This is a genomic window from Neorhizobium sp. BETTINA12A, from assembly GCF_023006485.1.
Lineage (GTDB): Bacteria > Pseudomonadota > Alphaproteobacteria > Rhizobiales > Rhizobiaceae > Neorhizobium.
Genome location: NZ_JALBGW010000061.1, coordinates 1 through 26,278, shown reverse-complemented (window position 1 = coordinate 26,278; position 26,278 = coordinate 1). Strand labels below are relative to the sequence as shown.

Annotated in this window: 30 protein-coding genes; 15 read left to right on the top strand and 15 right to left on the bottom strand. The window is 61.8% G+C overall.

Features of this window, described 5'->3' with window-relative positions:
• Positions 1-174 precede the first annotated feature (174 nt).
• The gene (locus tag MOV61_RS16180; RefSeq protein ID WP_247137312.1) at positions 175-582 is read left to right on the top strand and encodes a DUF2000 family protein; all 408 of its coding nucleotides are present in this window, start codon (positions 175-177) and stop codon (positions 580-582) included.
• Here the strand turns inward: MOV61_RS16180 and MOV61_RS16175 are convergent.
• The 3 genes from MOV61_RS16175 to MOV61_RS16165 form a co-directional block, all read right to left on the bottom strand.
• The gene (locus tag MOV61_RS16175; protein WP_247137311.1) at positions 554-871 is read right to left on the bottom strand and encodes a hypothetical protein; all 318 of its coding nucleotides are present in this window, start codon (positions 869-871) and stop codon (positions 554-556) included. The two genes, MOV61_RS16180 and MOV61_RS16175, sit on opposite strands and share 29 nt — an antisense overlap.
• A gap of 57 nt (positions 872-928) precedes the next feature.
• Positions 929-2,074, bottom strand: a complete 1,146-nt coding sequence (gene rnd, locus MOV61_RS16170) for a ribonuclease D (protein ID WP_247032074.1) — start codon at positions 2,072-2,074, stop codon at positions 929-931.
• 77 nt (positions 2,075-2,151) lie between these two features.
• Positions 2,152-3,390 carry an MFS transporter gene (locus tag MOV61_RS16165; protein ID WP_038541815.1) on the bottom strand — a complete coding sequence of 413 codons (1,239 nt, stop codon included), beginning with the start codon at positions 3,388-3,390 and terminating at the stop codon, positions 2,152-2,154.
• 222 nt (positions 3,391-3,612) lie between these two features.
• On the opposite strand from MOV61_RS16165, the gene MOV61_RS16160 reads away from it, so the two are divergent.
• From MOV61_RS16160 to aspS, 3 genes are all read left to right on the top strand, one after another.
• Complete coding sequence (locus MOV61_RS16160; protein ID WP_247137310.1) at positions 3,613-4,014, top strand: VOC family protein; 402 nt, start codon at positions 3,613-3,615, stop codon at positions 4,012-4,014.
• Between the two features lie 63 nt (positions 4,015-4,077).
• Complete coding sequence (locus MOV61_RS16155) at positions 4,078-4,608, top strand: isoprenylcysteine carboxyl methyltransferase family protein (protein WP_038541819.1); 531 nt, start codon at positions 4,078-4,080, stop codon at positions 4,606-4,608.
• Between the two features lie 169 nt (positions 4,609-4,777).
• The gene (gene aspS / locus MOV61_RS16150; protein WP_038541821.1) at positions 4,778-6,568 is read left to right on the top strand and encodes an aspartate--tRNA ligase; all 1,791 of its coding nucleotides are present in this window, start codon (positions 4,778-4,780) and stop codon (positions 6,566-6,568) included.
• A gap of 69 nt (positions 6,569-6,637) precedes the next feature.
• Here aspS and MOV61_RS16145 read toward each other — a convergent pair whose 3' ends face one another.
• On the bottom strand, positions 6,638-7,792 hold the full coding sequence (locus MOV61_RS16145) for a serine hydrolase (protein ID WP_247137309.1): 1,155 nt from the start codon (positions 7,790-7,792) through the stop codon (positions 6,638-6,640).
• Positions 7,793-8,129: 337 nt separating this feature from the next.
• Between MOV61_RS16145 and MOV61_RS16140 the strand changes: the two genes are divergently transcribed.
• Positions 8,130-8,450: a DUF1236 domain-containing protein gene (locus tag MOV61_RS16140; RefSeq protein ID WP_038541825.1), complete on the top strand. Its 321-nt coding sequence runs from the start codon at positions 8,130-8,132 to the stop codon at positions 8,448-8,450.
• Between the two features lie 77 nt (positions 8,451-8,527).
• On the opposite strand, the gene MOV61_RS16135 is transcribed toward MOV61_RS16140, so the two are convergent.
• Positions 8,528-9,718, bottom strand: coding sequence for a hypothetical protein (locus MOV61_RS16135; protein WP_247137308.1), 1,191 nt, complete (start codon positions 9,716-9,718; stop codon positions 8,528-8,530).
• Positions 9,719-9,976: 258 nt separating this feature from the next.
• On the opposite strand from MOV61_RS16135, the gene parC reads away from it, so the two are divergent.
• On the top strand, positions 9,977-12,259 hold the full coding sequence (parC, locus tag MOV61_RS16130) for a DNA topoisomerase IV subunit A (protein WP_038541829.1): 2,283 nt from the start codon (positions 9,977-9,979) through the stop codon (positions 12,257-12,259).
• Here the strand turns inward: parC and MOV61_RS16125 are convergent, their stop codons facing one another.
• The 7 genes from MOV61_RS16125 to MOV61_RS16095 all read right to left on the bottom strand — a co-directional run bounded on the left by MOV61_RS16125 (position 12,260) and on the right by MOV61_RS16095 (position 16,725).
• Positions 12,260-12,646 (bottom strand): type II toxin-antitoxin system death-on-curing family toxin, encoded by a 387-nt coding sequence (locus MOV61_RS16125; RefSeq protein ID WP_247137307.1) that lies wholly within the window; start codon positions 12,644-12,646, stop codon positions 12,260-12,262.
• Complete coding sequence (locus MOV61_RS16120) at positions 12,646-12,867, bottom strand: AbrB/MazE/SpoVT family DNA-binding domain-containing protein (protein ID WP_038585512.1); 222 nt, start codon at positions 12,865-12,867, stop codon at positions 12,646-12,648. The genes MOV61_RS16125 and MOV61_RS16120 overlap by 1 nt, the downstream gene beginning before the upstream one ends.
• A 60-nt stretch (positions 12,868-12,927) precedes the next feature.
• Positions 12,928-13,821, bottom strand: coding sequence for a DMT family transporter (locus tag MOV61_RS16115; protein WP_247137306.1), 894 nt, complete (start codon positions 13,819-13,821; stop codon positions 12,928-12,930).
• Positions 13,822-13,830: 9 nt separating this feature from the next.
• On the bottom strand, positions 13,831-14,592 hold the full coding sequence (locus MOV61_RS16110; protein ID WP_247137305.1) for an arginyltransferase: 762 nt from the start codon (positions 14,590-14,592) through the stop codon (positions 13,831-13,833).
• Between the two features lie 126 nt (positions 14,593-14,718).
• Positions 14,719-15,177: an RDD family protein gene (locus tag MOV61_RS16105; RefSeq protein ID WP_247137304.1), complete on the bottom strand. Its 459-nt coding sequence runs from the start codon at positions 15,175-15,177 to the stop codon at positions 14,719-14,721.
• A gap of 61 nt (positions 15,178-15,238) precedes the next feature.
• Positions 15,239-16,252 (bottom strand): porphobilinogen synthase, encoded by a 1,014-nt coding sequence (gene hemB / locus MOV61_RS16100; protein WP_247137303.1) that lies wholly within the window; start codon positions 16,250-16,252, stop codon positions 15,239-15,241.
• Between the two features lie 92 nt (positions 16,253-16,344).
• A complete protein-coding gene (locus tag MOV61_RS16095; protein WP_247137302.1) occupies positions 16,345-16,725 on the bottom strand; it encodes a cupin domain-containing protein in 381 nt (126 codons plus the stop codon).
• Between the two features lie 117 nt (positions 16,726-16,842).
• On the opposite strand from MOV61_RS16095, the gene MOV61_RS16090 reads away from it, so the two are divergent.
• Together MOV61_RS16090 and ldtR are read left to right on the top strand one after the other, a co-directional pair.
• Positions 16,843-17,280, top strand: a complete 438-nt coding sequence (locus MOV61_RS16090) for a DUF6163 family protein (RefSeq protein WP_038585526.1) — start codon at positions 16,843-16,845, stop codon at positions 17,278-17,280.
• Between the two features lie 233 nt (positions 17,281-17,513).
• Positions 17,514-18,029: a transcriptional regulator LdtR gene (gene ldtR / locus MOV61_RS16085; RefSeq protein ID WP_038549003.1), complete on the top strand. Its 516-nt coding sequence runs from the start codon at positions 17,514-17,516 to the stop codon at positions 18,027-18,029.
• A gap of 132 nt (positions 18,030-18,161) precedes the next feature.
• Here the strand turns inward: ldtR and MOV61_RS16080 are convergent, their stop codons facing one another.
• On the bottom strand, positions 18,162-18,398 hold the full coding sequence (locus MOV61_RS16080; RefSeq protein WP_247137301.1) for a hypothetical protein: 237 nt from the start codon (positions 18,396-18,398) through the stop codon (positions 18,162-18,164).
• 121 nt (positions 18,399-18,519) lie between these two features.
• The gene (locus tag MOV61_RS16075; RefSeq protein ID WP_038541847.1) at positions 18,520-18,741 is read right to left on the bottom strand and encodes a hypothetical protein; all 222 of its coding nucleotides are present in this window, start codon (positions 18,739-18,741) and stop codon (positions 18,520-18,522) included.
• Positions 18,742-19,161: 420 nt separating this feature from the next.
• Between MOV61_RS16075 and MOV61_RS16070 the strand changes: the two genes are divergently transcribed.
• The 5 genes from MOV61_RS16070 to MOV61_RS16050 all read left to right on the top strand — a co-directional run bounded on the left by MOV61_RS16070 (position 19,162) and on the right by MOV61_RS16050 (position 24,431).
• Positions 19,162-20,493, top strand: coding sequence for a murein L,D-transpeptidase (locus MOV61_RS16070; protein WP_038549005.1), 1,332 nt, complete (start codon positions 19,162-19,164; stop codon positions 20,491-20,493).
• 177 nt (positions 20,494-20,670) lie between these two features.
• Positions 20,671-21,960: a serine hydroxymethyltransferase gene (gene glyA / locus MOV61_RS16065; protein WP_038541848.1), complete on the top strand. Its 1,290-nt coding sequence runs from the start codon at positions 20,671-20,673 to the stop codon at positions 21,958-21,960.
• 61 nt (positions 21,961-22,021) lie between these two features.
• Positions 22,022-22,501: a transcriptional regulator NrdR gene (nrdR, locus tag MOV61_RS16060; protein ID WP_007771094.1), complete on the top strand. Its 480-nt coding sequence runs from the start codon at positions 22,022-22,024 to the stop codon at positions 22,499-22,501.
• Positions 22,502-22,503: 2 nt separating this feature from the next.
• Positions 22,504-23,817, top strand: coding sequence for a bifunctional diaminohydroxyphosphoribosylaminopyrimidine deaminase/5-amino-6-(5-phosphoribosylamino)uracil reductase RibD (ribD, locus tag MOV61_RS16055; protein WP_247137300.1), 1,314 nt, complete (start codon positions 22,504-22,506; stop codon positions 23,815-23,817).
• On the top strand, positions 23,817-24,431 hold the full coding sequence (locus tag MOV61_RS16050; protein ID WP_247137299.1) for a riboflavin synthase: 615 nt from the start codon (positions 23,817-23,819) through the stop codon (positions 24,429-24,431). Before ribD ends, MOV61_RS16050 begins: the two co-directional genes overlap by 1 nt.
• A gap of 15 nt (positions 24,432-24,446) precedes the next feature.
• Here the strand turns inward: MOV61_RS16050 and MOV61_RS16045 are convergent, their stop codons facing one another.
• Complete coding sequence (locus MOV61_RS16045; RefSeq protein WP_247137298.1) at positions 24,447-24,968, bottom strand: GNAT family N-acetyltransferase; 522 nt, start codon at positions 24,966-24,968, stop codon at positions 24,447-24,449.
• A gap of 207 nt (positions 24,969-25,175) precedes the next feature.
• Here MOV61_RS16045 and ribH point away from each other — a divergent pair, with 207 nt between their 5' ends.
• Positions 25,176-25,634, top strand: a complete 459-nt coding sequence (gene ribH, locus MOV61_RS16040; RefSeq protein WP_038541855.1) for a 6,7-dimethyl-8-ribityllumazine synthase — start codon at positions 25,176-25,178, stop codon at positions 25,632-25,634.
• Between the two features lie 3 nt (positions 25,635-25,637).
• On the top strand, positions 25,638-26,117 hold the full coding sequence (nusB, locus tag MOV61_RS16035; RefSeq protein WP_038593118.1) for a transcription antitermination factor NusB: 480 nt from the start codon (positions 25,638-25,640) through the stop codon (positions 26,115-26,117).
• Positions 26,118-26,278: the final 161 nt, after the last annotated feature.

The following is a 26,278-nucleotide window of genomic DNA, read 5'->3' as shown; positions in this document are numbered from 1 at the left end:
GCCTGGACGATGCCGTCAGGAGCGCCGCTTGCGCTGCCATCGGGCGCGCATCTTGCGCTGCCGTCGGCCGTGGCTCCCGAGTTGCACGAACGTTCAAGACCGGCCGCATCCGCTGCCGCTATCTCGTCGGTCCCTGCATGGCCTTTGGCATAACCTTCGACGGAGTTGTTCTTCATGTTCGATACCAAGATCGCGATCGTGCTTCGCGGTGACCTCGCCCCCTGGCAGGCGCTCAACGTGACCGCGTTTCTGACGAGCGGCATCATCGCGCAAAATCCCGCGATCATTGGTGAAGCATATCGGGATGCGGCAGGTCATGTCTACAATGCGATGAGCATCCAGCCGATCGTGGTGCTGACCGCCGACAACGAGACGCTGCGCACCATCCACCGGCGCTCGCTGGAACGGGAGGTGACGACGTCGGCCTATATCGAGGAAATGTTCTCGACGGGCCATGACGCGGCCAACCGCGAGGTGTTCGCGCAGTTTGCGCCGGAGGATGCGAAACTGGTGGGCATTGCACTCCGGGCCGAGAAAAAGATCGTCGACAAGATCACCAAAGGCTCGAAAATGCATGCCTGACGGCGAAGAACATATTCCTCGGAATGGCCCATAGCGCCACGATCGGCGTGGTCGACGCCACGATATAGGCGGCGATGCTAAGGAGCAGGTAGTTGAGCCAGGCGATGTGCTTTGCCGTCATCAGGCCCGGCAGGGCAACGAGCAGGTTGGCGGCGCAGATCACCCGGACGATCGGGCGGATCCAGAGCGGCGAGAAGGCTCCAAGGCCCGCCGCTTCCGTGAGGAAGACGAGCAGTAGCGAGAGCAGGACGACGACGGCGATCAGGGCATTCGATGTCAGGTAGCGCATCGGTTGCTCAGGTCTCCAGCGCCGTGAAGTTCGGGGCAAGCGATCAGGGCATAGCCTCTAAAGCTCCACCGCCTCGACCTTCTTGTTGACGAAGCGCAGGGCCACGCCGCCGTTGATGAGTTTGAGCGCTGTTTCGCCGAAGAGATCGCGGCGCCAGCCGGAAAGGGCTCCGACATTGGCGGCCTCGCCCTCGGCGGCGATCCTTTCGAGATCGTCGGTATTGGCGATGATTTTTGCGGCGACGCCCTGCTTGTCGGAGATCAGCTTCAGAAGAACCTTGAGCAGCTCGACGGCGGCGGCGGTGCCTTCCGGGACATGCACATGTTTCGGCGCATGCGGCATCTCGGTCTTGGGCAAGGCGAGCGCGGCGTTGACCGCTTCGATGATGGCGGCGCCGGAGGCGGAACGCTCCCAGCCCTTCGGAATGGTGCGGAGCCGCGACATGGCTTCCACGTCCTTCGGCTGCTGCTGGGCGATCTCGTAGATCGCATCGTCCTTCAGCACGCGAGAACGCGGCACATTGCGGCTGCGCGCTTCGCGCTCGCGCCAGGCGGCGACGAATTTCAGGACAGCTAGTTCGGTCGGCTTGCGCAGGCGCGACTTGAGGCGCGCCCAGGCGTCGTCCGGATGCAGGTCATAGGTGCCGGGCGATTCCAGCACGGCCATTTCCTCGGTCAACCACAGAGCGCGGCCTTCCCGTTCGAGCTGAGCCTTGAGGAAGAGGTAGACGTCACGCAGGTGGGTGACGTCGGCCAGCGCGTATTCGAGCTGCTTGTCGGAAAGCGGCCGGCGGCTCCAGTCGGTGAAGCGCGACGACTTGTCGATATGGACGTCCTTGATGCGGCTGACGAGCTGATCGTAGGAGACCGAATCCCCGAAGCCGCAGACCATGGCGGCGACCTGGGTGTCGAAGATCGGATGCGGCACCAGATTGCCGAGATGGTAGACGATTTCGATATCCTGGCGGGCGGCGTGAAACACCTTGGTGACGGCGGGATTGGCCATCAGCTCGAAGAAGGGTTTCAGGTTCAAGCCCTTGGCGAGCGGATCGACAAGGACTTCGACAGTCGGGCTCGCCATCTGGATGAGGCACAGCTCGGGCCAGAAGGTCGTTTCCCTGAGGAACTCGGTGTCGATGGTGATGAAGTCCGATTGGGCCAGCTGGATGCAGGCTTCTTCGAGTGCGGCGGTCGTTTGGATCATCGTTTCATTCACGTGAGGGTGATCAACCTTCCTTCTCCTTCCGGCCGCATATGTCAATACGGAACGGTGCTTAACCTTTACTGGCGCTCGTCTTTCTCGGGCGGGCCGGCAAGCCTGTTGAAATAGGCAGACGTCCGAAGCAGCGAGCGGAAACGCCAGGAACGCTCCGATGGCGGCACCGAGGCGCGCGCCCGCATCCGCCTCAGCGTGAAGATCATGAAGCCCAGGAAAATGAACGAGGTGTAGGCGAAAAAGGCGCGGGGTCCGTAATATTGCAGCAGGATCGAGGCGAGCAGCGGCCCGATCGTCGCACCGACCGACCAATAAAACAGCAGGCCGGCCGAAACCAGCGCATGCTCTCCCGGTTTGGCGTAGTCGTTGCCATGCGCCGAGCACAGCGAATAGAGCGGCATCGAAAAGGCGCCGAACAGGAAGACGCTGACGATATTGGCGGTCTCGCTGGTGCCCGCCCCGAAGGAGAGGTAGGCGCCGGTTATGATCGAGCCGATCGTCGTCCACAGGATGACGCGGCGCCGGTCGAGCCGGTCGGAATAGATGCCGAGCGGATATTGCAGCACGACGCCACCGATGATGCCGGCGCTCATGAAGGTGGCGATCGAGGTGATGCTCATGCCGATCTCTGCTGCATAGATCGGCCCGATATTGCGGAAGGCGGCCATCGACAGGCCGACCGAGATGACGCCCACCACCGCGAGCGGCGAAATCCGCCAGACGGCCTTGAGGTCGAAGGCGATTGCCTGCGGCGGCGCGGGGCTGGATTTGTCGGCGATCGAGATCGGTACCAGCGACAGGATCAGCGCGATCGTAATGATGTTGAAGATGAACGGGCCTTCGATGCCGACGGTCGGGATGATGTATTGCGCCACCGTCACCGAGCCGAGATCGACGAAACGGTAGATGGAGAGCGTGCGGGCCCGGTTGGCGTTGGTGACCTTGGCGTTGATCCAGCTCTCGACCGTCGCAAACAGGCTGGCGACCGCGATGCCGGTCACGAAGCGCATCGCGAACCAGAAGGTCGGGTCGACGATCATCGACATGCCGATCGAAGCGGACGCCGTCACCGCGGCCATCGCCGAGAAGGTGCGGATATGGCCGATCTGCCTGAGCAGCCGCGTCACGTACATGCAGCCGAAGGCAAACCCGATGCTGTAGCCCGCGCCGATCATGCCGATCGTCGAGGGCGAAAAGCCCTCAGCCGAGCCGCGCAGCGCGATATAGGTGCCCTGCAACCCGTTGCCGCCGATCAAAATGCCTGCGGTGACGAGGAGGGGGATCAACGGACGGATATGGCTCATCGGGGAGGGCTTTGCGCGGGAATCGGGAACGGTTTTGGGCGGTTCTACCCGTTCTATATCCCGAACGGCCGGTGGGGCACAGCGATAAGCGACACCTACGAATTTTATAGAGGGCAGGCCGCAAAATGCGGTGCCTTCTGCAATTTTCTCGTCGGCGACTGTCGGAACGGTGCAGCCTCAAACGTCAATTTCGTGCCACCGTTGTTCGTCTGACCTGAAAGGATGCCCATGCTGCCCGATACGCTCGAAGTCATTACCCTTTTCGTCGACGATATCGACGAGGCGAGGACCTTCTATCGAAAGGTCTTTTCGCCGAGGATCGTCTATGAGGACGCGGTTTCCTCCGTTCTTGAATTTTCGAACCTGATGATCAATCTGCTGCAGGTGACGCAAGCGCCCGAGTTGGTCGAGCCGATGCCGGTTGCATCGCTCCGTACCGGCGCGAGCTTCCTCCTCACCATACGGGTAGACGATGTCGACGAGGTCTGCGCAAGGCTGGGGGACCTTGGCGTCTCCCTGCTGAATGGGCCGACAGATCGGCCCTGGGGGCGCCGGACCGCCGCCTTTGCCGATCCTTCGGGGCATGTCTGGGAGGTCGCGCAGGTATTGAAGCCTGCCGACTAGCTCACCGGCTCTGGCCTTGCCGCTGTTGTTACCCTAATCCGAGGGAAACGGAGGCGCCAGAACATGAGTCCCATCCTCATCGTCATCTTTCTCGCGGCAGCGGCGGCTCGAATCGCGAGCGTCGTCGTCTCGAAACGCCACGAGCGGATTTTGCGCGATGAGGGCGCCGTCGAGCATGGTGCGTTGAACACCCGGCTGCTGGCACTTGCCCACGGCCTGTTCTATCTCGCGGCATTCGGCGAAGGCTGGGTAAGGCACGCCGAATTCGACGGCCTGTCCGCGATCGGCCTCGCGATCTTTGTTGCCGCCTTGGCGATGCTTGTCTGGATCGTCCGGCTGCTCGGCCCTGTCTGGACGGTGAAGATCATGATCGCCAGGAACCATCCGGTCAGCCGGCACTGGCTTTTCCGTAACCTTCGGCATCCGAACTATTTTCTGAACATCCTGCCGGAACTCGTCGGTTACTCGCTGATCTTCCATGCCTGGCTCACGCTTATGACCGGGCTACCGGTCTATCTGGTGATCCTGATCGTCCGCATCGTCCAGGAGGAGAGGGCGATGCGCGGCCTGTTCGGAACCGCCTCGGCGTCCTGACCTGCCGCCCGGAAACCCGCCGATCCTTCACGGCGTTTTGGGGCCAAGGTCGGTTCTACCTTGACAAAGCATGTCCATCATGCGCTTTTCCCGCCGATTTTCCATAAAGCCGGCAGGCCGTGCCATGCACGCCAAAAGACCGCAAAACCTACCAGTCCAGGATACTGAAATGCACCGTTACCGCAGCCATACCTGTGCCGCCCTCAAGAAGTCCGACGTCGGATCGACCGTCCGCCTGTCCGGCTGGGTGCATCGCGTGCGAGATCACGGCGGCGTGCTGTTCATCGACCTTCGCGACCATTACGGCATGACCCAGGTCGTCGCCGATCCGGACAGCCCCGCCTTCAAGACCGCCGAGATCGTCCGCGGCGAGTGGGTGATCCGCATCGACGGCCTCGTCAAGGCGCGCTCGGAAGACACCGTCAACAAGGGCATGGCGACCGGCGAGATCGAACTCTACGCCCAGGAGATCGAAGTGCTCTCCGCCGCCAAGGAACTGCCGCTGCCGGTGTTCGGTGAGCCGGACTATCCGGAAGACGTGCGCCTCAAGTACCGCTTCCTCGACCTGCGCCGCGAAACCCTGCACCGGAACATCGTCAAGCGCACCCAGATCATCTCCGACATGCGCCGCCGCATGGGCGAGATCGGTTTTGCCGAATATTCGACGCCGATCCTGACCGCATCTTCGCCGGAAGGCGCACGCGACTTCCTGGTGCCGAGCCGCATCCATGAGGGCAAGTTCTTCGCCCTGCCGCAGGCGCCGCAGCAGTACAAGCAGCTGTTGATGGTTGCCGGTTTCGACCGTTATTTCCAGATCGCCCCCTGCTTCCGCGACGAAGATCCGCGCGCCGACCGCCTGCCGGGCGAATTCTACCAGCTCGACCTGGAAATGAGCTTCGTCACCCAGGAAGACGTCTGGAACACGATGGGTCCTGTGATGACCGGCGTGTTCGAACAGTTCGCCGAAGGCAAGCCGGTCACCAAGGACTGGCCGCGCATTCCCTATGACGTGGCGATCCGCAAATACGGCTCCGATAAGCCTGACCTGCGCAACCCGATCGAGATGCAGGCCGTCACCGACCATTTCGCCGGCTCCGGCTTCAAGGTGTTCGCAGGAATGATCGCTGCCAACCCCAAGGTCGAAGTCTGGGCCATCCCGGCCAAGACCGGCGGTTCCAGAGCCTTCTGCGACCGCATGAACGCCTGGGCGCAGTCGACCGGCCAGCCGGGCCTCGGCTACATCTTCTGGCGCAAGGAAGGCGACAAGCTCGAAGGCGCCGGCCCGCTCGCCAAGAACATCGGCGAGGAGCGTACCGAAGCGATCCGCACTCAGCTCGGCCTCGAGGATGGCGACGCCTGCTTCTTCGTCGCCGGCGACCCGGCCAAGTTCTACAAGTTCGCAGGCGAAGCCCGCACCCGCGCCGGCGAGGAACTGAACCTCGTCGACCGCGACCGTTTCGACATGTGCTGGATCGTCGACTTCCCGTTCTACGAATGGAGCGAAGAGGAAAAGAAGCTCGATTTCGCCCATAACCCTTTCTCCATGCCGCAGGGCGGCATCGAGGCGCTGGAAAACCAGGATCCGCTGACGATCAAGGCATTCCAGTATGACGCGGTATGCAACGGCTTCGAAATCGCCTCCGGTTCGATCCGCAACCAGTCGCCGGAACTGATGGTCAAGGCCTTCGAAAAGGTCGGCCTCAGCCAGGCGGATGTCGAGGATCGCTTCGGTGGCATGTATCGTGCTTTCCAGTACGGCGCGCCTCCGCATGGCGGCGCTGCCTTCGGCATCGACCGAATCGTCATGCTGCTTGTCGGTGCCAAGAACCTGCGCGAAGTGACGCTGTTCCCGATGAACCAGCAGGCGCAGGACCTCTTGATGGGCGCCCCGTCGCCGGCCACCCCGCAGCAGCTGCGCGAACTCGCCATCCGCGTCATGCCGACGCCGAAGAAGGACTGAGTTCTCTGAACAACAGAAAAGCCCGGCCAAGCGCCGGGCTTTTTGATTCAATCTCTGAGGATGACCGGCCTAAAGGTCGGCAGCGACGGCTTTTTTCAGGTCCAGCGTGAACTGGCCCCACATGCCTTCGAGTGTGGTATTGGTCAGCCCCACCAGCGTGATCTTCTTCGCAAGGTCCATGAACCAATGGTGGCCGTAGACGCCGCCCCATTGCAGCGAGCCGGGGGAAACCGGCAATCCGGCCTTTGCTGGATCGAGTATGATCGCCCAGCCGAAGCCGAACCCGAAACCGGGCCGCGTCGGCTCCAGCAGATCGCCGATCTGGTTGGTCGTCATCTGCCGAACCGTCTTTTCCGACAGTAGCGGTGCGCCGCCCTTGGCGATGGTCTCGAGCACGGTCAGCACGTCGGAGGCGGTCCCGGCCATGCCTCCGCCGCCGGAATGGAAGGAGGCGGGGTTGAAGATCCGGTCCGGCACGAATGTCACCGATCCGTCGAGCGCCCGGACCTTTTCCGTCTCGCCCATGCGTTTCGGTTCGGGCGAACCGTCCACGTAAGGCGCCGCGAGCCGGCTACGGTCGACAACGGTGAAGCCGGTATCGGAAAGGCCGAGCGGCCGCATCACCAGTTCAGTGACCGCCTCGCCGAGGCGTTTGCCGGTCTCTTTTTCGATGACGCCACCGAGCACGTCCATCGACACCGAATATTGCCAGCCAGCGCCGGGGGCGAAGAGCAGCGGCACAGAGGCGATGCGGCGCAGGTTCTCGTCGAGCGAAAGGCCCGGCCGGTCGACGCCGTCGGAGACGCCGGCGCGGACGTAAGGTCCTTCTTCCAGGTGGAAACAATAGCTGAGGCCGGACGTGTGGGTGAGAAGATGCCGGATGAGGATCACCGGTTCTGAGCCGTCCTCAAGGCGCGGCCGGAAGTCCGGCAGCCATTTCGTCACCGGATCGTCGAGGCCGATGCGGCCCTGTTCGATCAGCCGCATGGCGGCGATGGTGACGATCGGCTTGGTTATCGAGGCAAGCCGGAAGATCGTGTTCTCTTGGGTCATGAGGCCCGCTTCCCGGTCCGCCAATCCGGCGGCGCGGCGGTAGACGATCTCGCCGTCCCTGGCGATCATCACCACAGCACCGACGAGACGCCTGGAGGCGAGCGCGCTGTCGATCGCGGCCTCGATCGTGGGGAAGGGTATCTGGGCCGATGGATGGATTGGCAAATTCATGGGACAAAACCTTCGCTAAAGACGCTTTTATCTAGGGTCGCCTCGGCGAGGGGGCGATCCGGTCGGCCACAAAAAACATTGGGCGACATGCTGCAGACGATCGCAGACGACGGAACTGTTCAGTTTCATATTCTCGATCAGCCGCCAGCCGGGAGCCGATCAAATGGACCTAGGCAGCAAGTCGGGCTGTCCCTGTCTCATCACCGCAATCTTGTCGCTTGCGCCCACCCGTGGCGTCAAGACGCCGCCCCCTGGCTTTCCCGAGCGTCGGGCGAATAGGGGAACCATATCCGTGCGCTTTTGTTGTTAGGGCAGGCAGAAGCATAGGAGTTACGATATGCACAAGACCCTATTGGCCGCGTCGGCGGTCCTGATCGCACTCTCCGGTGCAGCTTACGCCCAGACGACGATCATCACCCAGGATCCGGTCACCACCAATTCGGCGGTCGTTCTGCCGGGCGAAGTTCGCACCTATGTGATGGAGCAGAGCGTTCCGTCGGTTTCCTATCAGGGCGACATCACCGTCGGGACCGCCCTTCCGGATACCGTCGAGGTGCATCCGGTCGATGGCTACGACAACTACGCCTATACGGTCGTCAATGACCGCCGCGTCATCGTCAATCCACAGACCAGGACCGTCATCCAGGTTCTGGAATAATTTCATCCGGCTCTTTTCGAGCAACAAAAAACCCGGCGAGCGATCGCCGGGTTTTTTTGTTGGCGGACGCATGGTCCTCAGTCGTTGGCGGTGACCTTGACGCCGAGGACGTTCGGAAGCGTGTTCGGCGCGCCCATTGCGGCACCCATGATCATCGGGAAGGGGACGGCATCGGCCGGTTCCGCGGTGATCGTGAAGCTGCCGGGCTTGTCGAGATAGGTGTTGACCGCAGCGCTCACCATGTTCTGCAGTTCCGGCACGTTGTACTGCGCCAGCATCATCGGCGTCATGCCCTTCAGCATCTGCGCCATGGCTTCGCCTGTGGTGCCCTGGCTCTTGCCGGCGTAGTCGAGCGCCTTCTTGGTAATGCCGGCATCCTCGAAGCGGATTTCGGCGCTGTTGAAGGTGAGGCGCTGCATCAGGCCGAGCATCGCAAGGCCCGCGGCCTGCTGTGCTTCTTCCTTGTTCGGATTGGCTTCCATCGCCTTGGCCGTTTCGTTCGCGGACTTGATGAAGTCGAGCGTGTAGCCGGATACGCTGAAGGCGAGGTTGAGCTTGCCGACCTTGGCGAAATCGATCGCGTATTCGTCGATCTCCAGATTTCCGTCCGCCAGTGTCCAGCTTCCCGTCATGTTCACCTTGCCGTCGATCGAAGTGACGCCGAGCTGCTGCAGCGTGTCCTTCGCCTGGGCGTCGTCGACGAGGCTAAGGTCGCTCTTGACCCCGTTGATCTGAAGGTCGAAGCCGACGGAGGAGCTGTCGTCGGCGACCTCGGTGGTGAGGTTCATCCCATCGACCGAAAAGGCCTGCTTGCCGTCGACGGCGGCGGTCATCTTGCCGATATGCGCTTCGTCATAGAGCATGATCGCATCGAGGCCGTCGCCGCTTGGATTGCCGGGGACGGTAAGGCCGCTGATCGCGATGTCCGAGGCGGTGAAGACCGTCTTGTCCTGGCTGGTGTTGACGTTGTCGAAAGTGACCTTCTCGACCGTGTAGCCGCCGTTATTCTCTTCGACGCCCTCGAACTTGACGGTGCCAAGCGGCAGGCTCTGCTTGCCGGCCTGGACCAGCAGCTTGGCATTGGCGAGCGTCACGTTCGACCCGCTGACGGTGGCCTTTTCAGCCGAGAAACCGGCGCCGCCCTGGATCGAGAGCGCGCCGTTGATCTTGGCGACGAGATCGTTGCCGTCGAGCGCGAATGCCGGGCCGGCGAAAGTCGAAAGCGCTGCACCGGCGAGCAGAAGCCGGGCCTTGGTGGAGTATTGCATCGGAGTTCCTCCTGGCGGGCGATGGTCCGGCCCGCGTTCCGTTAGGGTTTTGTCGATAGTTCGGTCTGCTTGTTCGCGGCACCTTATAGGCAAGCCGGGTAAAAGGTTTATGGCTTTGTTCCACATTCCTTTCGTCAAAATTGCGGCTGACGATTCAGGGTAAATCAAACACTGATTTTAGTCCGGGAAAAGCCTTCATCCACAGGCTGTCGCCGGTACTTTCTTGCCGAGAATCGGGCTTTCCGCTAGTCAAGGCCCATGGGAAAAAATCTGACACCACCCGGCGGCGACGGCGGCGACAACATCCTGCCTGTCGATCTGAAAGCAGCGCTCGAAGAGCGCTACCTCGCCTATGCGCTTTCGACCATCATGCACCGCGCGCTGCCGGACGTGCGCGACGGCCTGAAACCCGTCCACCGCCGCATCGTCTATGCGATGAGCGAGATGGGCCTGCGCCCCAACGCCGCCTTCCGCAAATGCGCCAAGATCGTCGGCGAGGTGATGGGTAATTTCCATCCGCACGGCGACCAGTCGATTTATGACGCGCTGGCGCGCCTGGCGCAGGATTTTTCGCAGCGTTATCCGCTCGTCAACGGCCAGGGCAATTTCGGTAACATCGACGGCGATAGCCCGGCCGCGATGCGTTACACCGAATCGAAGATGACGGCGGTCTCCGAACTGCTGCTGGAAGGCATCGACCAGGACGCGGTGGATTTCCGCGACACCTACGACGAATCGAATTCCGAACCGGTCGTATTGCCCGGCGCCTTCCCGAACCTGCTGGCCAACGGCACGTCCGGCATCGCGGTCGGCATGGCGACGTCGATCCCGCCGCACAATGTCCATGAGCTTTGCGACGCCGCGCTGCACCTGATCAAGAACCCGTCGGCGACCATCGAAGACCTGATGGCGGATCCGGCCGAGCCTGCCAAGGGCGGCATCGAAGGCCCGGACCTGCCGACCGGCGGCATCATCATCGACAGCCGAGAGTCGATCGTCGAGGCCTACAAGACCGGTCGCGGCGGTTTCCGCGTCCGCGCCCGCTGGGTGATCGAGGATCTCGGCCGTGGCGGTTATCAGATCGTCGTCACCGAAATTCCGTTCCAGGTGCAGAAGTCGCGCCTGATCGAAAAGATCGCCGAACTGCTGCTCGCCCGCAAGCTGCCGCTGCTGGAAGACGTGCGCGACGAATCGGCCGAAGACGTGCGCGTCGTGCTGGTGCCGAAGAGCCGCACGGTGGATGCGACCCTGCTGATGGAATCGCTGTTCAAGCTGTCCGAGCTGGAAACTCGCCTGCCGCTCAACATGAACGTGCTCTCCATGGGCCGGGTGCCCAAGGTGATGGCGCTCAACGAAGTGCTGCTGGAGTGGCTGGCGCATCGCCGCGACGTGCTGGTGCGCCGCTCGCGCTTCCGGCTGGCGGCGATCGACCGGCGCCTGGAAATCCTCGGCGGCCTGCTGATCGCCTACCTCAATATCGACGAGGTGATCCGCATCATCCGCGAGGAGGACGAGCCGAAGCCCGTCATGATGGAGCGCTGGTCGCTCTCCGACATCCAGGTTGAGGCGATCCTCAACATGCGGCTGCGCGCCTTGCGCAAGCTCGAAGAGTTCGAGATCCGCACCGAGCACGAGAACCTCACCAAGGAAAAGGCGGATATCGAATCGCTGCTGGCCTCCGAGGACAAGCAGTGGCGGGTCATCGAGCACGAGATCCAGGACGTCCGCAAGAATTTCGCCAAGGGCCGGGGCAAGCCCTATGCGCGCCTGACGACCTTCGCCGACGCACCGGATGCCGATATCGACGCGATCAACCAGGCGATGATCGAGAAGGAACCGATCACCGTCGTCGTCTCGCAGAAAGGCTGGATCCGCGCGCTGAAGGGACATATCTCGGATACCTCGACGCTGACCTTCAAGGAAGGCGACGGGCCGAAGATCGCGTTTACGGCCCAGACCACCGACAAGCTGTTGCTCGTCACCACCGGCGGCAAGGTCTATACGCTCGGTGCCGACAAGCTGCCGGGCGGCCGCGGCCACGGCGAGCCAATCCGCATCATCGTCGACATGGAGAACGACCAGGACATCCTGACCGCCTTCGTCCATGATCCGCAGCGCAAGCTGATCGTCGCTTCCACCGCCGGCAACGGTTTTATCGTCGCCGAGAGCGAGATGATCGCCAATACCCGCAAGGGCAAGCAGATCATGAACGTAGCCATGCCCGACGAGACCAAACTGGTCGTGCATGTTTCGGGCGATCACGTCGCCGTCGTCGGCGAGAACCGCAAGCTGCTGGTCTTCCCGCTGACCCAGCTGCCGGAAATGACCCGTGGCAAGGGCGTGCGCCTGCAGCGCTACAAGGACGGCGGCATTTCCGACATCCGCTGCTTCACCATGGCCGACGGCCTTTCCTGGGAAGACAGCGCCGGCCGCTCGTTCACCCGCAACAAGGACGAACTGCTGGAATGGATCGCCGACCGCGCCACCGCCGGTCGCGCCGTTCCGAAGGGCTTTCCGCGGAGCGGGAAGTTCGCCGGGTGATTAGGGGAGGGGAACGGTGTGATCGCGCAGGAAACGCGTCGCACCTTCCTCGTCGATCTCGCCGGCGGCGACCCCGAGGACGAACTTGTAGAGAATGGTTTCATCGGTCTCGATGAAATAGCCATTGTCCATCAGGAATACACCCGCTGCGACGATAGCGATCCGCTTATTGCCATCGACGAAGGCGTGGTTGATGGCCAAGCCGAAGAGGTATGCGGCGGCTAGTTCAATTAGATCGTTACAGCCGTAGGGGATCTTGTTGAGTGGGCGCGCCAAAGCAGATTCCAAGGCGCCTTCGTCTCGCAGACCATAGGAGCCGCCGAATTTTTCGATCTGTCGTTTATGCAGATGCTCGACAACGGGCCGCGACAGGAAGTTGAACTGCATTATTCAGCCAACTTTTTCAGCGCGACCTTGTATTTGTCCATGAAACGTTCCGCATGTTCGAGCTGGCGTGCAAAATCATCGTCGATCGGCTTCAGAACCAGTTGCCCCGCTTCTTCAGCCAAATTGACGTTGTCTCCCGCCTTCAGGCCCATGCGGTCCAGAACTTCCTTCGGAATGATGATCCCCTCGGAGTTTCCGATCTTGCGAATAGCGACATTCATGAATTTATCCTCATGTTGCAACGGAGTTATAACATGGGGAGGCAGGGCTGAAAAGTCTTCTCAAACAGGCGATTCCACCCGCAACCTCTCCACCCGCCGCATCTGCCAGGCCGAATAACCGATCAGCGCCAGCACGAGGATCGAGCCGCCCAAGAGCGTGCGGGAGGATGGGATCTCGGAAAAGATCAGCCACACCCAGATCGGTGCGAGGATGGTTTCGAGCAGGTAGAACATCCCGACTTCGGGGCCGGAGAGATATTTCGGGCCGGTTGCAAGACACCAGAAGGCGAGCGGCATCATGATCGCGCCGTCGAACATCACCCAGATGGGATCCGCCACCGAAAAGCCGCCCGTGCCGGCAAGCGAAGACGCGCCGACGAAGGAGAGCCCGATCGTTGCCGGTATGATGGTCGCGACGAGCGGCACGAAGCCCATGTCGATGCGGGCCGCCCGGCTGAGCGTGATCGCCAGAGCCAGCAGGAACGAAGCGGTCGCCGCGAGGATGTCGCCAAAAATATGCCCGCCGGCAAGCCCGCCCGAGACGATCAGGCCGACGCCGAAAAACATCACCAGCATGGTGACGAGTGTCGAAGGCGAGGGGCGCTCCTTGAGGACCAGCCAGCCGAGAACGGCGGCATACATGGGCGTGAAGGCGACGATGAAGACAACGTTGGCGGTCGCCGTGTTGAACACGGCGCCGAGGAAGGCGATCGTCGAAATACCGTAGCAGAAGCCGGCGGCAAGACCCGCCTTTCCGGGGATCAGCACCGGACGGGTCGAGCCGAAGCGCCGGACGAGCAGCCACAGGATGATGGCGGCGGCGAAGGTCGCGGTGCTGCGCAGCACGACAGTCGACCACATTTCGCCATGCCCGAGCCGCACCAGCGGCACGTCGAAGGAGAGCGCAAGGCCGCCGATTGCGGTGAGCACGAGGCCCTTTTTATGATCGTTCATGGGATGATTTCAGATGTCCGTGGCGGGATCGAAGATTTCCCAGCCGCGCGGGGTCAGGTGTTCCTGGGGCTGGAACCGGGTCTTGTAGCCCATCTTCGCCGAACCCTTCACCCAATAGCCGAGATAGACATGCGGCAGGCCGAGCGTCCTGGTGCGGGCGATATGGTCGAGGATCATGAACGTACCGAGCGAGCGCTTTTCATACTCGGGATTGAAGAAGGAATAGACCATCGACAAGCCGTCGCTCATCATGTCGGTGAGTGCTACGGCGAGCAGCTCGCCCTTCGGTTCGGCGCTGATGCCGGAGCCCGGCTCGCGGCGCCGGTACTCGATGATGCGGGTGTTGACATGCGTGTCCTCGACCATGATCGCATAGTCGAGCGCCGACATGTCGGACATGCCGCCCCGCTGATGGCGGTCGTCGAGATAACGACGGAAGAGCGAGAACTGTTCGGTGGAGGGTTGCGCGGGGTAGACCGTCGCGATCACGTCGCGATTGGTGGCAAGGACCCGTTTCATCGAGCGCACGGGCTCGAACTCGTGAGCGAGGATGCGCACGGAAATGCACGCGCGGCATGATTCGCAGGCCGGCCGATAGGCGATGTTCTGCGAACGGCGGAAACCGCCCTGGGTCAGTAGGTCGTTCATCTCGGCGGCGCGAGCGCCTACCAGGTGAGTGAAGACCTTTCGCTCCATTTCACCCGGGAGATAGGGACAAACTGCCGGGGCCGTCAGGTAGAACTGCGGTGAGGGCGTTGCCTGGGTATTCATTGCGTCGTGGCAGTCCGGTCTTTAGGGTCGTAATGTCATACCATGGCGCATAAAAGTAAAACGTCAACCATATGCTGCGGCAGGCGGCAGGCTAGTGCCATAAACTTTCGGCCAGTAGCGTAATCGTTACGACGTACGCACCACGACAGTGCCGAGCAGCAGGTCGTGCACGAGGCGCGAACGCTCGATGAACAGGCCCGCGAGCAGAATGAGCGGGGTCAGCACCGAATTGATGATCCAGAAGATCACGGTGTGGGCCATAGCGGTGAGGAAATCCATCCGCCGGCCGTCGAGCCGCACCATGGCGAGCCCCATGGCGCGCATGCCGGGCGAAGCTTGAGCCGAGCCGCCGAGCGTCATCCCGAAATAGAGAAGCGCGACGATCACGAACAACACCGGATAGAGCATGAAGCCGAGGCCGAGCGTGATGATGCCGAGGAAAAACACCACGACGGCAGCCGGAATGCACAGCAAGAGCACGATCACATAGTCGATGATGAAGGCGAACACCCGGCGAGAAAGAACGCCGCTATAGGCGCGCCAGTCGTCCGGTGCGGCATAGGCCGGGTTCGGGTCGAGGCTCATCGTTTCAACATCTCCTGTTTCTCCCCGATGATATGGGAAGAGACCGCCGCGGCAACAAGGCTTATCCGTTTTTCGCCAGTTTCCTGGCCACGTCCATCGCAAAATACGAAAGAATCCCGTCGCAGCCGGCGCGTTTGAAGCAGAGCAGCGTCTCCATCATGATCCGGTCGCCGTCGATCCAGCCGTTCATGGCGGCGGCCTTGATCTGGCTGTATTCGCCCGAGACCTGGTAGGCAAAGACGGGAAGGCCGAAGGCCTCCTTGATGCGCCAGCAGATGTCGAGATAGGCGAGACCGGGCTTGACCATCAGCATGTCGGCGCCTTCCTCGACGTCGAGCGCAGCATCCCGCACCGCTTCGGTGCCGTTAGCCGGCGAGATGTAATAGCTGTTCTTGTCGCCCTTCAGTAGGCCGCTGGTGTTGATCGCCTCGCGATAGGGGCCGTAGAAGCCGGACGAAAATTTGGTCGCGTAGGACATGATGCCGACATCCTGGTGGCCGCTCGCATCCAGCCCGCGGCGGATGGCGCCGATCCGGCCGTCCATCATTTCCGACGGCGCGATGATATCGGCGCCGGCATCCGCCTGCATGACGGCGGCGCGGACGATCTGGTCGACCGTCTCGTCGTTGACGATGATGCCGTCCCGGAGGATCCCGTCATGGCCGTGGCTGGTGAACGGATCGAGCGCCACGTCGGTAATGATGCCGATATTCGGCACGGCTTTCTTGAAAGCGGCGGTCGCCTGGTTGATCAGGTTGTTGGCGACCAGGCTGTTGGAGCCGGTCTCGTCGCGCAGTTCCATCTCGATATCAGGGAAGGTGGCGATCGCCGGAATACCGAGATCGGCCGCTTCCTTCACCGCCTCGACCGCCTTGTCGACGCTCATGCGGCTGACGCCCGGCATGGCGGCGATCGGATCGACGATGCCGGTGCCGGGAACGATGAAGATCGGCCAGATCAGATCGTCGACCGTCAACCGGTTCTCCTGCACCAGCCGACGCGTCCAGTCGGCCTTGCGGTTGCGCCGCATGCGGCGGTGGCCGGTGATCTCGTCGACCAGATGCGTCTTGTCCATGGCAAAGTCTCCAACTTCTCTTCCCGTGCGCGCGTCATTATCATGCAGCACGCCATTTGCGAATGGGAACGATCGCCGCAGTCGAGACTTGGCTAGATCCAGAGATCGTTTTGAGCCGTACGGTCGCCGCCCTCGTTGCCGGTGTTGAGAACGCCACGCGGCTCGATCACCATCATCTTCACTTCCTTTTCGGCGAATGGCTTGTGCTGCACGCCCTTCGGCACGACGAACATTTCGCCCGGCCCGATGTCAACGCTGCCGTCGCGGAAGTCGATCCGCAAATGGCCTTCGATAACCATGAAGGTTTCATCCGTCTCGGGGTGATCGTGCCATATGAAATCGCCTTCGATGCGGACGAGCTTGAACTGGTAGTCGTTCATTTCGGCGACGACGCGCTGCTGCCAGAGGTCGGGTATCCGTGCCAGCTTCTCGGCGAGGTTTATCGGCGTATGTGAAAAGGTCCGCTCGGTCATGCCTTCTCCTTTGATTGGCGGCAAACCCTATCAGGACAAGGCGCCGGGCTCTTGAACGATCGTGCAGACGACAGGCTGGTACTGGCGGGCGGCGACCGTGGCGGCTAATGTAGTCCCATGGAACCCGATTCACTCACGGTGCCGAAGCGCACGCTGACCGAAATTCTCTACGTGGCCTTCCTCAGGCTGATCGCGATCGCCTGTTTCTGGTTCGGCCTGCAATATTGGGCGATGCTGGTCGGTTATTCGCTGAAGGGCATGGCCCGCTTCGATCTGCTGACGCTTCCCTGGAAGGTGGCGGCGTCTTCGCTTGCCGTGCTGTTTCCAGTCGCCTCGCTCGGTCTGTGGCTCACCGTTTCCTGGGGACCTGTGCTCTGGACGATCGCTGCGATCTCCCAAGTGTCGATGTATATCGTCTGGCCGGAGATTTTCGGACACAACCGGCTCGTGCCCCTCATGCACGGCCTCGTCGCAGCGCTCTATGTCGTATTTCGGCTCTCACTATGGGTCGAGGCGCGCCGCAAGGCGGAGCGGGTAAGAATTGATTCACCTTGAAATTAAAGCTTTGACGGCCTGAATTGACCAGAAATTCGCCGCTAAGTGATTGATTTATTTTAAATCTGAATGACAGCATCCTGGGCCGGCGAGGGCGGGCCGGAATTCGAACGAACGCGTTAAGCGCTTGTTAAGCCTATGTTTTAAGTCGAATTTTATGCGTATTGGATAGTGTCTGTCTCAAGGCGGGAAGAAACAAACACCGCCAAACAAAACAGGATGAGGCAGTCATGATGAACACGAAACTGAAGCCGCAGGCGGCACCGGCAGTAGCAGATCCGCATGAAGACACCATTCGCGCCCTCTACATGGAATCGCTGCATCTGGTCGAGCGCCTGCATCGCCGCCTTCTCGATGTGATCAAGGACGAGTTCGACCGCCAGGGTCGCGACGACGTCAACGCCGTCCAGGCGCTCCTGCTTTTCAACATCGGCAATTCGGAACTGACAGCCGGCGAACTGCGCTCCCGCGGTTATTATCTCGGCTCGAACGTCTCCTATAACGTCAAGAAGCTGGTCGACCTCGGCTTCATCAACCACCAGCGCTCGCGCATCGACCGCCGCTCGGTCCGCATCAGCCTGACGCCGGAAGGCCAGGCGATCGCAGAAACCGTCGGCAAGCTCTACGAGCGCCATATCGGCTCGATCGAAAAGGTCGGCGGCATCGGCGAGGGCGAATTCTCTCAGATGAACAAGCTGCTCCAGCGCCTCGACCGCTTCTGGAACGACCAGATTTTGTATCGCCTTTAATCCACCGGGGGCTTGCGAAACACTCCATTACCTCCAGTCATGCGGTGCTACGCAAAAGCGTAACGGGGTGTCGGAAGACGCGCCGTTACGCTTGTTTGCGTGCTAGCCAAGCCGCCTTCTGGCAGATGCAGCCTATCGCTGGGCCAGCAGGGCTCGGCCGGCGTTTCGGATGGTGAGGGCCGAATCCGCCATCTGGGCAATCAAGCCGGCAGTCATCGCTAAGGCGAGGGTCTCGGTATAGTCTTCGCCCTGGAGACCGTGCTTTTTGCAATAATTCTGGACGGCCCCGCGTGTGGAGGTCGGCGAGACGCCAAACTTGTTGTTCTGGAAAGCATTGACAATAATTTGGTATTTTTCGTCCAGGGTCACGGTAGCTCTCCAATGGGTGATGTATGGGGTGCCTACCAGTATGGGGGCCGGGTTGATAGCCGTATTCTGCCGTGGGCGTCGGAATACATGCCGTTACGTCCGTTTGCGGCGTAATGTCTGCCTACAACGTGGCCGCCGGGGCCCGGCGTATTTCGGTTGTCATGCCCGCAAACAGTGAGGAAAGGTCGAGCCACCCGTCCGGCCTGCGGCCCGTCACCTTTTCGGGCCATCCGCAGACGCCGTCCTGTCCGACATAGCCGACACATTGCGGCGCGGTTTCGTCGCGAAAATGCAGGACAGCCAGCTTTCCAGGCTCAAGGGCTTCGATCGGGTACCAGTTCAATTCTCATATTCCTTACTTTGACGGGCAACTTTTAGCCAAGCCGCTTGTCCGAGGCTTACGGCTTTTACGTTTTCAAACGGGGGTTTTGTGTCCGGAATGCTTGGCCGGTTTCTTAAAAAAAAGCAGGTCCCGGATCGACGGTCCGGGAGAACTTCCGGGGTCGCTTGCACTCGCAGGGTGTGGCGCATATGCCGCTTGAAAAAATCACGTGCCAACACGGCTTTGTGACGCGCAAGTACCTGACACGAATTGGCCATATTGCTATGGGACCGGCTGGATGCAACGGGCCGGCGGGAATTCGCGCTTTCATAACATTGCGATGACGACGAAGCCCTTTGCGGCTGCGCTAATTTTTTGCGCGTTCTTAACCATATCCCTGTAGGCGTCTTTGATGCTGCTCGGGACCAGATGGGTACTATGATGTCGAAGAAGATCGGATCTGAAGCTCTTTCCCGCCGTGCCTTGCTTCGCACGGCCGTCTCTGCCGGTGTTGCCGCACTTGCAGCGCCGGCATTCGCCCAGACGGCGATGGATGATCTGATCAATGCGCCTCGCCGCGGCACCTGGGACGACCAGTTCGACGCCAAGGCCGCATCCAGAACCGCCGTCAATGTCGTCTCCAACAATCCGGTGCTCGGCGCCGGCGGACCGGCGAACATCCAGCAGGCGATGGTCGACTACCAGCAGATCGTTGCAAACGGCGGCTGGCCCGAGGTCAATCCCGGCCAGCAGCGCCTGCGCCTCGGCGTCGTCGATCCGTCCGTGCAGCAGTTGCGCCAGCGCCTGATGATATCGGGCGACCTGCCGCGCGAGGCAGGCATGTCTTCCTCGTTCGACAGCTATGTCGATGGCGCGGTCAAGCGTTTTCAGGCCCGCCACGGCCTGCCCGCCGACGGCGTGATGGGCGAATTTACCGTCAAGGCGATGAACATATCGGCCGACGTGCGCCTGCGCCAGTTGGGCACCAATCTGGTGCGCCTGCAGTCCATGTCGGGCGATCTCGGCCCCCGCTACGTGATGGTCAATATTCCGGCCGCCTATATCGAGGCTGTTGAAAACGACCGCGTGGCGCTGCGCACCAATGCTGTCGTCGGGCGCATCGACCGTCCGACGCACGCCATCAACTCGAAGATCTACGAGGTCATCCTCAACCCCTATTGGACTGCGCCGCGCTCGATCGTCGAGAAGGACATCGTGCCGTTGATGCGCAAGGACCCGACCTATCTCACCCGCAACAACATCCGCCTGATCGACGGCAAGGGTAACGAAGTGGCGCCGGAAACGGTCGACTGGTTCGCGCCGAAGGCGCCGAACCTGATGTTCCGGCAGGATCCCGGCAAGATCAACGCCATGGCCTCGACGAAGATCAACTTCCACAACCCGAACAACGAATACATGCACGACACGCCCCAGCAGGGTCTGTTCAACAAGCTGATGCGCTTTGAGTCCTCCGGCTGCATGCGTGTTCAGAACGTCCGCGACCTCATCACCTGGTTGCTGCGCGACACAACCGGCTGGTCGCGCCAGGAGATCGAGCGGGTGATCTCGACGCGCCAGAACAACCCGATCAAGCTTGCCGTCGAAGTGCCGGTCTATATCGTCTACATCACCGCCTGGTCCGCGAAGGACCGTGTCGTGCAGTTCCGCGACGATATCTACGAGCGTGACGGCAACCAGGAACTGGCGCTGCAGACGACCACCGGCATCGAAAAGCCGGCCGGCGCTGCCGACGACGATCTGCTGCCGCAATAAGATCTGCCCCTTTTTCCGTCCATGAGAAGCCGCATCTGCCAACGGTGCGGCTTTTTCGTTTTCTAAGAACATCTCCGCGTCTTCCGGCGAGCAAATGTCGTTCCCCGTATTGCTCTGCGCAAGGCGTAAGGCTAAGACGCGACATTGCAATGCCCACCCCTTTGAGGAGCCTCGCACATGTCGAACACCGACGTCTTCTTCTCCCGCCCGCTCGCAGAATCCGATCCGGAAATCTTTGGCGCGATCGAGAAGGAACTGGGTCGCCAGCGCCACGAAATCGAGCTGATCGCTTCGGAGAACATCGTTTCCCGCGCTGTGCTTGAGGCGCAGGGTTCGATCATGACCAACAAGTATGCGGAAGGTTATCCGGGCAAGCGTTATTACGGCGGTTGCCAGTTCGTCGATATCGCCGAGGAACTCGCCATCGAGCGCGCCAAGAAGCTGTTCGGCGTCAATTTCGTCAACGTCCAGCCGAATTCCGGTTCCCAGATGAACCAGGCCGTGTTCCTGGCGCTGCTGCAGCCGGGCGATACCTTCATGGGCCTCGACCTCAACTCGGGCGGCCATCTGACGCACGGTTCGCCGGTCAACATGTCCGGCAAGTGGTTCAACGTCGTCTCCTACGGCGTGCGCGAAGGAGACAACCTGCTCGACATGGACGAGGTGCAGCGCAAGGCCGAAGAAACCAAGCCGAAGCTGATCATCGCCGGCGGCACCGCCTATTCCCGCATCTGGGACTGGAAGCGTTTCCGCGAGATCGCCGATTCGGTCGGCGCCTATCTGATGGTCGACATGGCCCATATCGCCGGTCTGGTTGCCGGTGGCCAGCATCCGTCGCCGTTCCCGCATTGCCACGTCGCCACCACCACCACCCACAAGTCGCTCCGCGGTCCGCGCGGCGGCGTCATCCTGACCAATGACGAGGAACTGGCCAAGAAGTTCAATTCGGCCGTCTTCCCGGGCCTCCAGGGCGGTCCGCTGATGCACATCATCGCCGCCAAGGCTGTCGCCTTCGGTGAAGCGCTGCAGCCGGACTTCAAGGATTATGCCGCCCAGATCGTCAAGAATGCCAAGGCGCTGTCCGAAACGCTGATGGCCGGTGGCCTCGACATCGTTTCCGGCGGCACCGACAACCACCTGATGCTGGTCGACCTGCGCAAGAAGAACGCCACCGGCAAACGCGCCGAGGCGGCTCTCGGCCGCGGCTACATCACCACCAACAAGAACGGCATTCCCTTCGATCCGGAAAAGCCCTTCGTCACCTCCGGTATCCGCCTCGGGACGCCGGCCGGCACGACGCGCGGTTTCAAGGAAGCGGAATTCAAGGAGATCGGCAATCTCATCATCGAGGTTCTCGACGGCCTGAAGGTCGCCAACTCCGACGAAGGCAATGCCGGCGTCGAAGCCGCCGTGCGCGACAAGGTCGTGGCGCTCACCGGCCGCTTCCCCATGTATCCGTACATGTGATCCCAACTGGTACCAATGGGGACCGCATTCGCGGTCCCTCTTGCAAGCCTAAGGAGAGGCGATGCGCTGCCCCTATTGCGGTTCGGAAGACACGCAGGTCAAGGATAGTCGTCCGGCCGAGGATTACACCTCTATCCGCCGGCGGCGTATCTGCCCGGATTGCGGCGGCCGCTTCACGACGTTCGAGCGCGTGCAGCTTCGCGAACTGATGGTCACCAAGAAGACCGGCCGCAAGGTGCCGTTCGACCGCAACAAGCTGGTGCGATCCTTCCAGATCGCGCTGCGCAAGCGGCCGGTCGACAACGACCGCATCGAGCGGGCGGTTTCCGGCATCGTGCGTCGACTCGAGAGCTCGGGCGAGAACGAGATTTCGTCGGAAGAGATCGGGCTGCAGGTGCTGGAAGCATTGAAAAGCCTCGATGACGTCGCCTTCGTGCGCTACGCCTCTGTCTATCGCGATTTCTCCCATGCGGAGGATTTCGAAAAGGTGATCCAGGAGATCAACGCCAAGATCGCCCGCGATCCCGGCATCGAGCCGTAGCCATGACGAGCGCTGCCGAAGACCGGTGGTTCATGGCGTCGGCGCTGCGCCTGTCGCGCCTTCATACCGGTCAGACAGGCACCAATCCTTCGGTCGGCTGCGTGATCGTCAAGGACGGCGAGGTGGTCGGCTCCGCGGTCACTGCGCCCGGCGGGCGGCCGCATGCGGAAACCCAGGCGCTTGATATTGCCGGAGAGAAGGCGAGGGGAGCGACCGTCTATGTCACGCTCGAACCCTGCTCGCATTACGGCCGCACCCCACCTTGCGCCAACGCGCTTGTCGAGGCGGGCGTCGCCCGTGTCGTCATCTCGCTGACCGATCCCGATCCGCGCGTCTCCGGGCGGGGGATTGCGATCCTGCGCGATGCCGGGATTATCGTGGAGACCGGCCTGATGGAGGACGAGGGGCGCCGGGCGCTCGCCGCTTACCTCACCCGCCAGACGAAGGGCCGCCCGCATGTGACTCTGAAGCTTGCCGTTTCCGCCGACGGCATGCTCGGCCGCCGCGGCGAGGAAGTGTCGATCACCGGACCCGAGGCGCGGGCGCAAGTGCACCGGCTGAGGGCCGAAGCCGATGCGATTCTCGTCGGTATTGGCACGGTGCTGTCGGATGATCCCGAGCTGACGGTGCGCATTCCGGGGCTGGAGAAACGCTCTCCGATCCGCATCGTGCTGGATCGTCGGCTTGAACTGCCGCTGGATTCCAAGCTGGTGAGGAGTGCGCGGGACGTGCCGGTGATTGTCGTGGCTGCGCCGGGTTCTGCCTTGTCGGTTGAGAGTGGGGCGACACCCCCCTCTGCCCTGCCGGGCATCTCCCCCTCAAGGGGGGAGATCGACCAGCGGCAGGCTCATCCGTCCCATTCAAGCTCCGATATCGGGGCGGCAGACGAGTCGGCTGGAGTTGCGCAAGGTGCAGGCTCCTTGCCGATCTCCCCCCTTGAGGGGGAGATGCCCGGCAGGGTAGAGGGGGGTGCCGCTCCGCGCTCCACCGCCAAAGGTGATCTGGCTACGAAGGCCGCGGCCCTCCAATCGGCCGGCGTCGAGATCATGGAGAGCACCGAACTCGACATCCTCCTGGCGATCCTCGCGGTTCGCGGCATGTCCTCGCTTCTGGTCGAGGGCGGCGCAGCCATCGCAAAGACATTCCTCGAAGCAGATCTCGTCGACCGCATCCTCCTGTTCCAGGGCGCCGGCATTGTCGGCGAGGGCGGGCTTGAATCGCCGCTGACGCCATCCGATATGCCGGCAGGATTTAAGCTCGTGCGCGAGGAAAGCTTCGGGCCGGATCGCTGCTTCGAATACGAAAGAGGTTTCTGATGTTCACCGGAATTGTCACCGATGTCGGCACGGTCGCGGCAACGACGCCCATGGACGAAGGCGTCAAGCTCAGGATCGCCACCAACTACGATCCGAAAACCATCGACATGGGCGCCTCGATTTCCCATGGCGGCGTCTGCCTGACGGTGACAAACCTGCCGGACGAAGGCAGCAACGAGCGCTGGTTCGAGGTCGAGGCCTGGGAAGAGGCGCTGCGGCTGACGACGATCGCTGAATGGACCGAGGGCACGCGCGTCAATCTCGAGCGGGCGCTGAAGATCGGCGACGAGCTCGGCGGCCATATCGTCTCCGGTCATGTCGACGGCAAGGCGGAAATTCTCGGCATTGAACATGAAGGCGAGGCGGTCCGCATCCGTCTTCGGGCACCCGAAGCGCTTGCCCGATTTGTGGCTCCGAAGGGCTCGGTAGCGCTGGATGGCACCTCGCTGACCGTCAACGCCGTCGAGGGCACCGATTTCGACGTTCTGCTGATCCGCCACACGCTCGCCGTCACCACCTGGGGTGATCGCAAGGCGGGTGATTTCGTCAATTTCGAAGTCGATACGATGGCGCGTTACGCAGCACGGCTTGCGGAATTCCCGGCGAAAAGCTGACGGCTTGCCGGCCGCTCAGTTTTCGCGCGCCATCACCACGATCGGGCCATGGTAGTCGGCGCGGGCGAACTCGCGAAAGCTGAGCTTCGCAGCGACCCTCAGCGACGCGCCGTTTTCAGGGCTGATGATGCAGGTCATCCTGCGATCGGGGAAATGTGCTTCGCCCCAGGAGATCATCGCGCCCACCGCCTCGGTCGCGTAACCGCGGCCATGGACGGAAGGGATGAGTGCCCAGCCGGTCTCGAGCGTCCCCTCGATCGAGGGCTGAAATTCGCGGCGCATATCCTGGAAGCCCGCTTCGCCGAGAAAACGCCCGGTTGCCTTCTCTTCGATCGCCAGGAACCCGAAACCCATCAGGTGCCACATGCCGTTGACACGCAGCATACGGCTCCAGCTGGTTTCGCGGGACGAGGGGATGCCGGAAATATAGCGGACCACGTCCGGCTCGGCCCAGAATTCCGCATAGGTCTCGAACTCCTCCAGTCGATGAGGACGCAGGATCAGCCGTTCGGTTTCGAGGGTCGGGATGGTGGTCATGGCGGGCTCCATGGTGCGGGATGGCACCGATCTTTATCGCTGCTCGCTCAGGTATTCCCGATTCGCATCGCTGCGTTCAGCGAAAATTGCTTGCCATTCCCCTCAGAGCGTGTTTTGACCGCCACCTGCCCGAGACCCATATGACTATCGGCCCGCTTTGAAGGCGATATCGATCTCATGCTGGGCCGATTTGAACAAAGGTGAATCATGTCACGCGAAACCGCTCCACACCTCCTCGTCGTCGAGGCGCGTTTCTACGACGATATGTCCGATGCGCTGCTCGACGGTGCGACCCATGCGCTGAAGGCGGCCGGGGCGACCTATGACGTGGTCACCGTTCCGGGTGCGCTCGAAATCCCGCCGGCAATCGCCATGGCGCTCGATGCGTCGGAAGAGGGCGGCACCGATTACGACGGTTTCGTCGCACTCGGCATGGTCATCCGCGGCGAGACCTACCATTTCGACATCGTCTCGAACGAATCCTCCCGTGCCCTGATGGACCTCGCCGTGTCGGAATCGCTGGCGATCGGCAACGGCATCCTCACCTGCGAGAACGACGAACAGGCCTGGGCGCGCGCCCGCCGTTCCGACAAGGACAAGGGCGGCTTTGCCGCCCGTGCGGCGCTGACCATGATCGCGCTGCGTGACAAGCTGAACGGTGGTTGATTGATGGCAAAGGAAGGCGAACACCCGGTCAAGCCGGCAAACCAGCGCGGCGCCGCCCGTCTGGCGGCTGTGCAGGCGCTCTACCAGATGGATGTCGGCGGGACCGGCGTGCTGGAGGTCGTGGCTGAATATGAGGCGCATCGCCTCGGCCAGGAACTCGACGGCGACACCTATCTGAAGGCCGACGCCTCCTGGTTCCGCTCGATCGTTGCCGGCGTCGTGCGCGACCAGGTGAAGATCGATCCGCTGATCCGCGCCTCGCTGCAGGAAGACTGGCCGCTGTCGCGTCTCGATTCGACGCTGCGCGCCATCCTGCGTGCGGGTACTTTCGAAATCCTTGAGCGCAAGGACGTGCCGGTGGCCGTCATCGTTACCGAATATGTCGAGATCGCTCACGCCTTCTTCGGCGAGGAAGAACCGCGCATCGTCAACGCTGTCCTTGACCGCATCGCCAAGCAGGTGCGTGGCGAAACCAAGAAATAACAAACTAAAAACAACTCGGGATGGGACAGGCATGGACGGTGCGGTGAACGGTCTTCAGACGCAGATGAGCACCGCCCGGCGCAGTGTCGCCCTGCTGGCCGGGGCCCAGGCGGTCCTCGGTTCGGCGCCACCTCTGGTCTTCGCGCTTGGCGGCCTCGTCG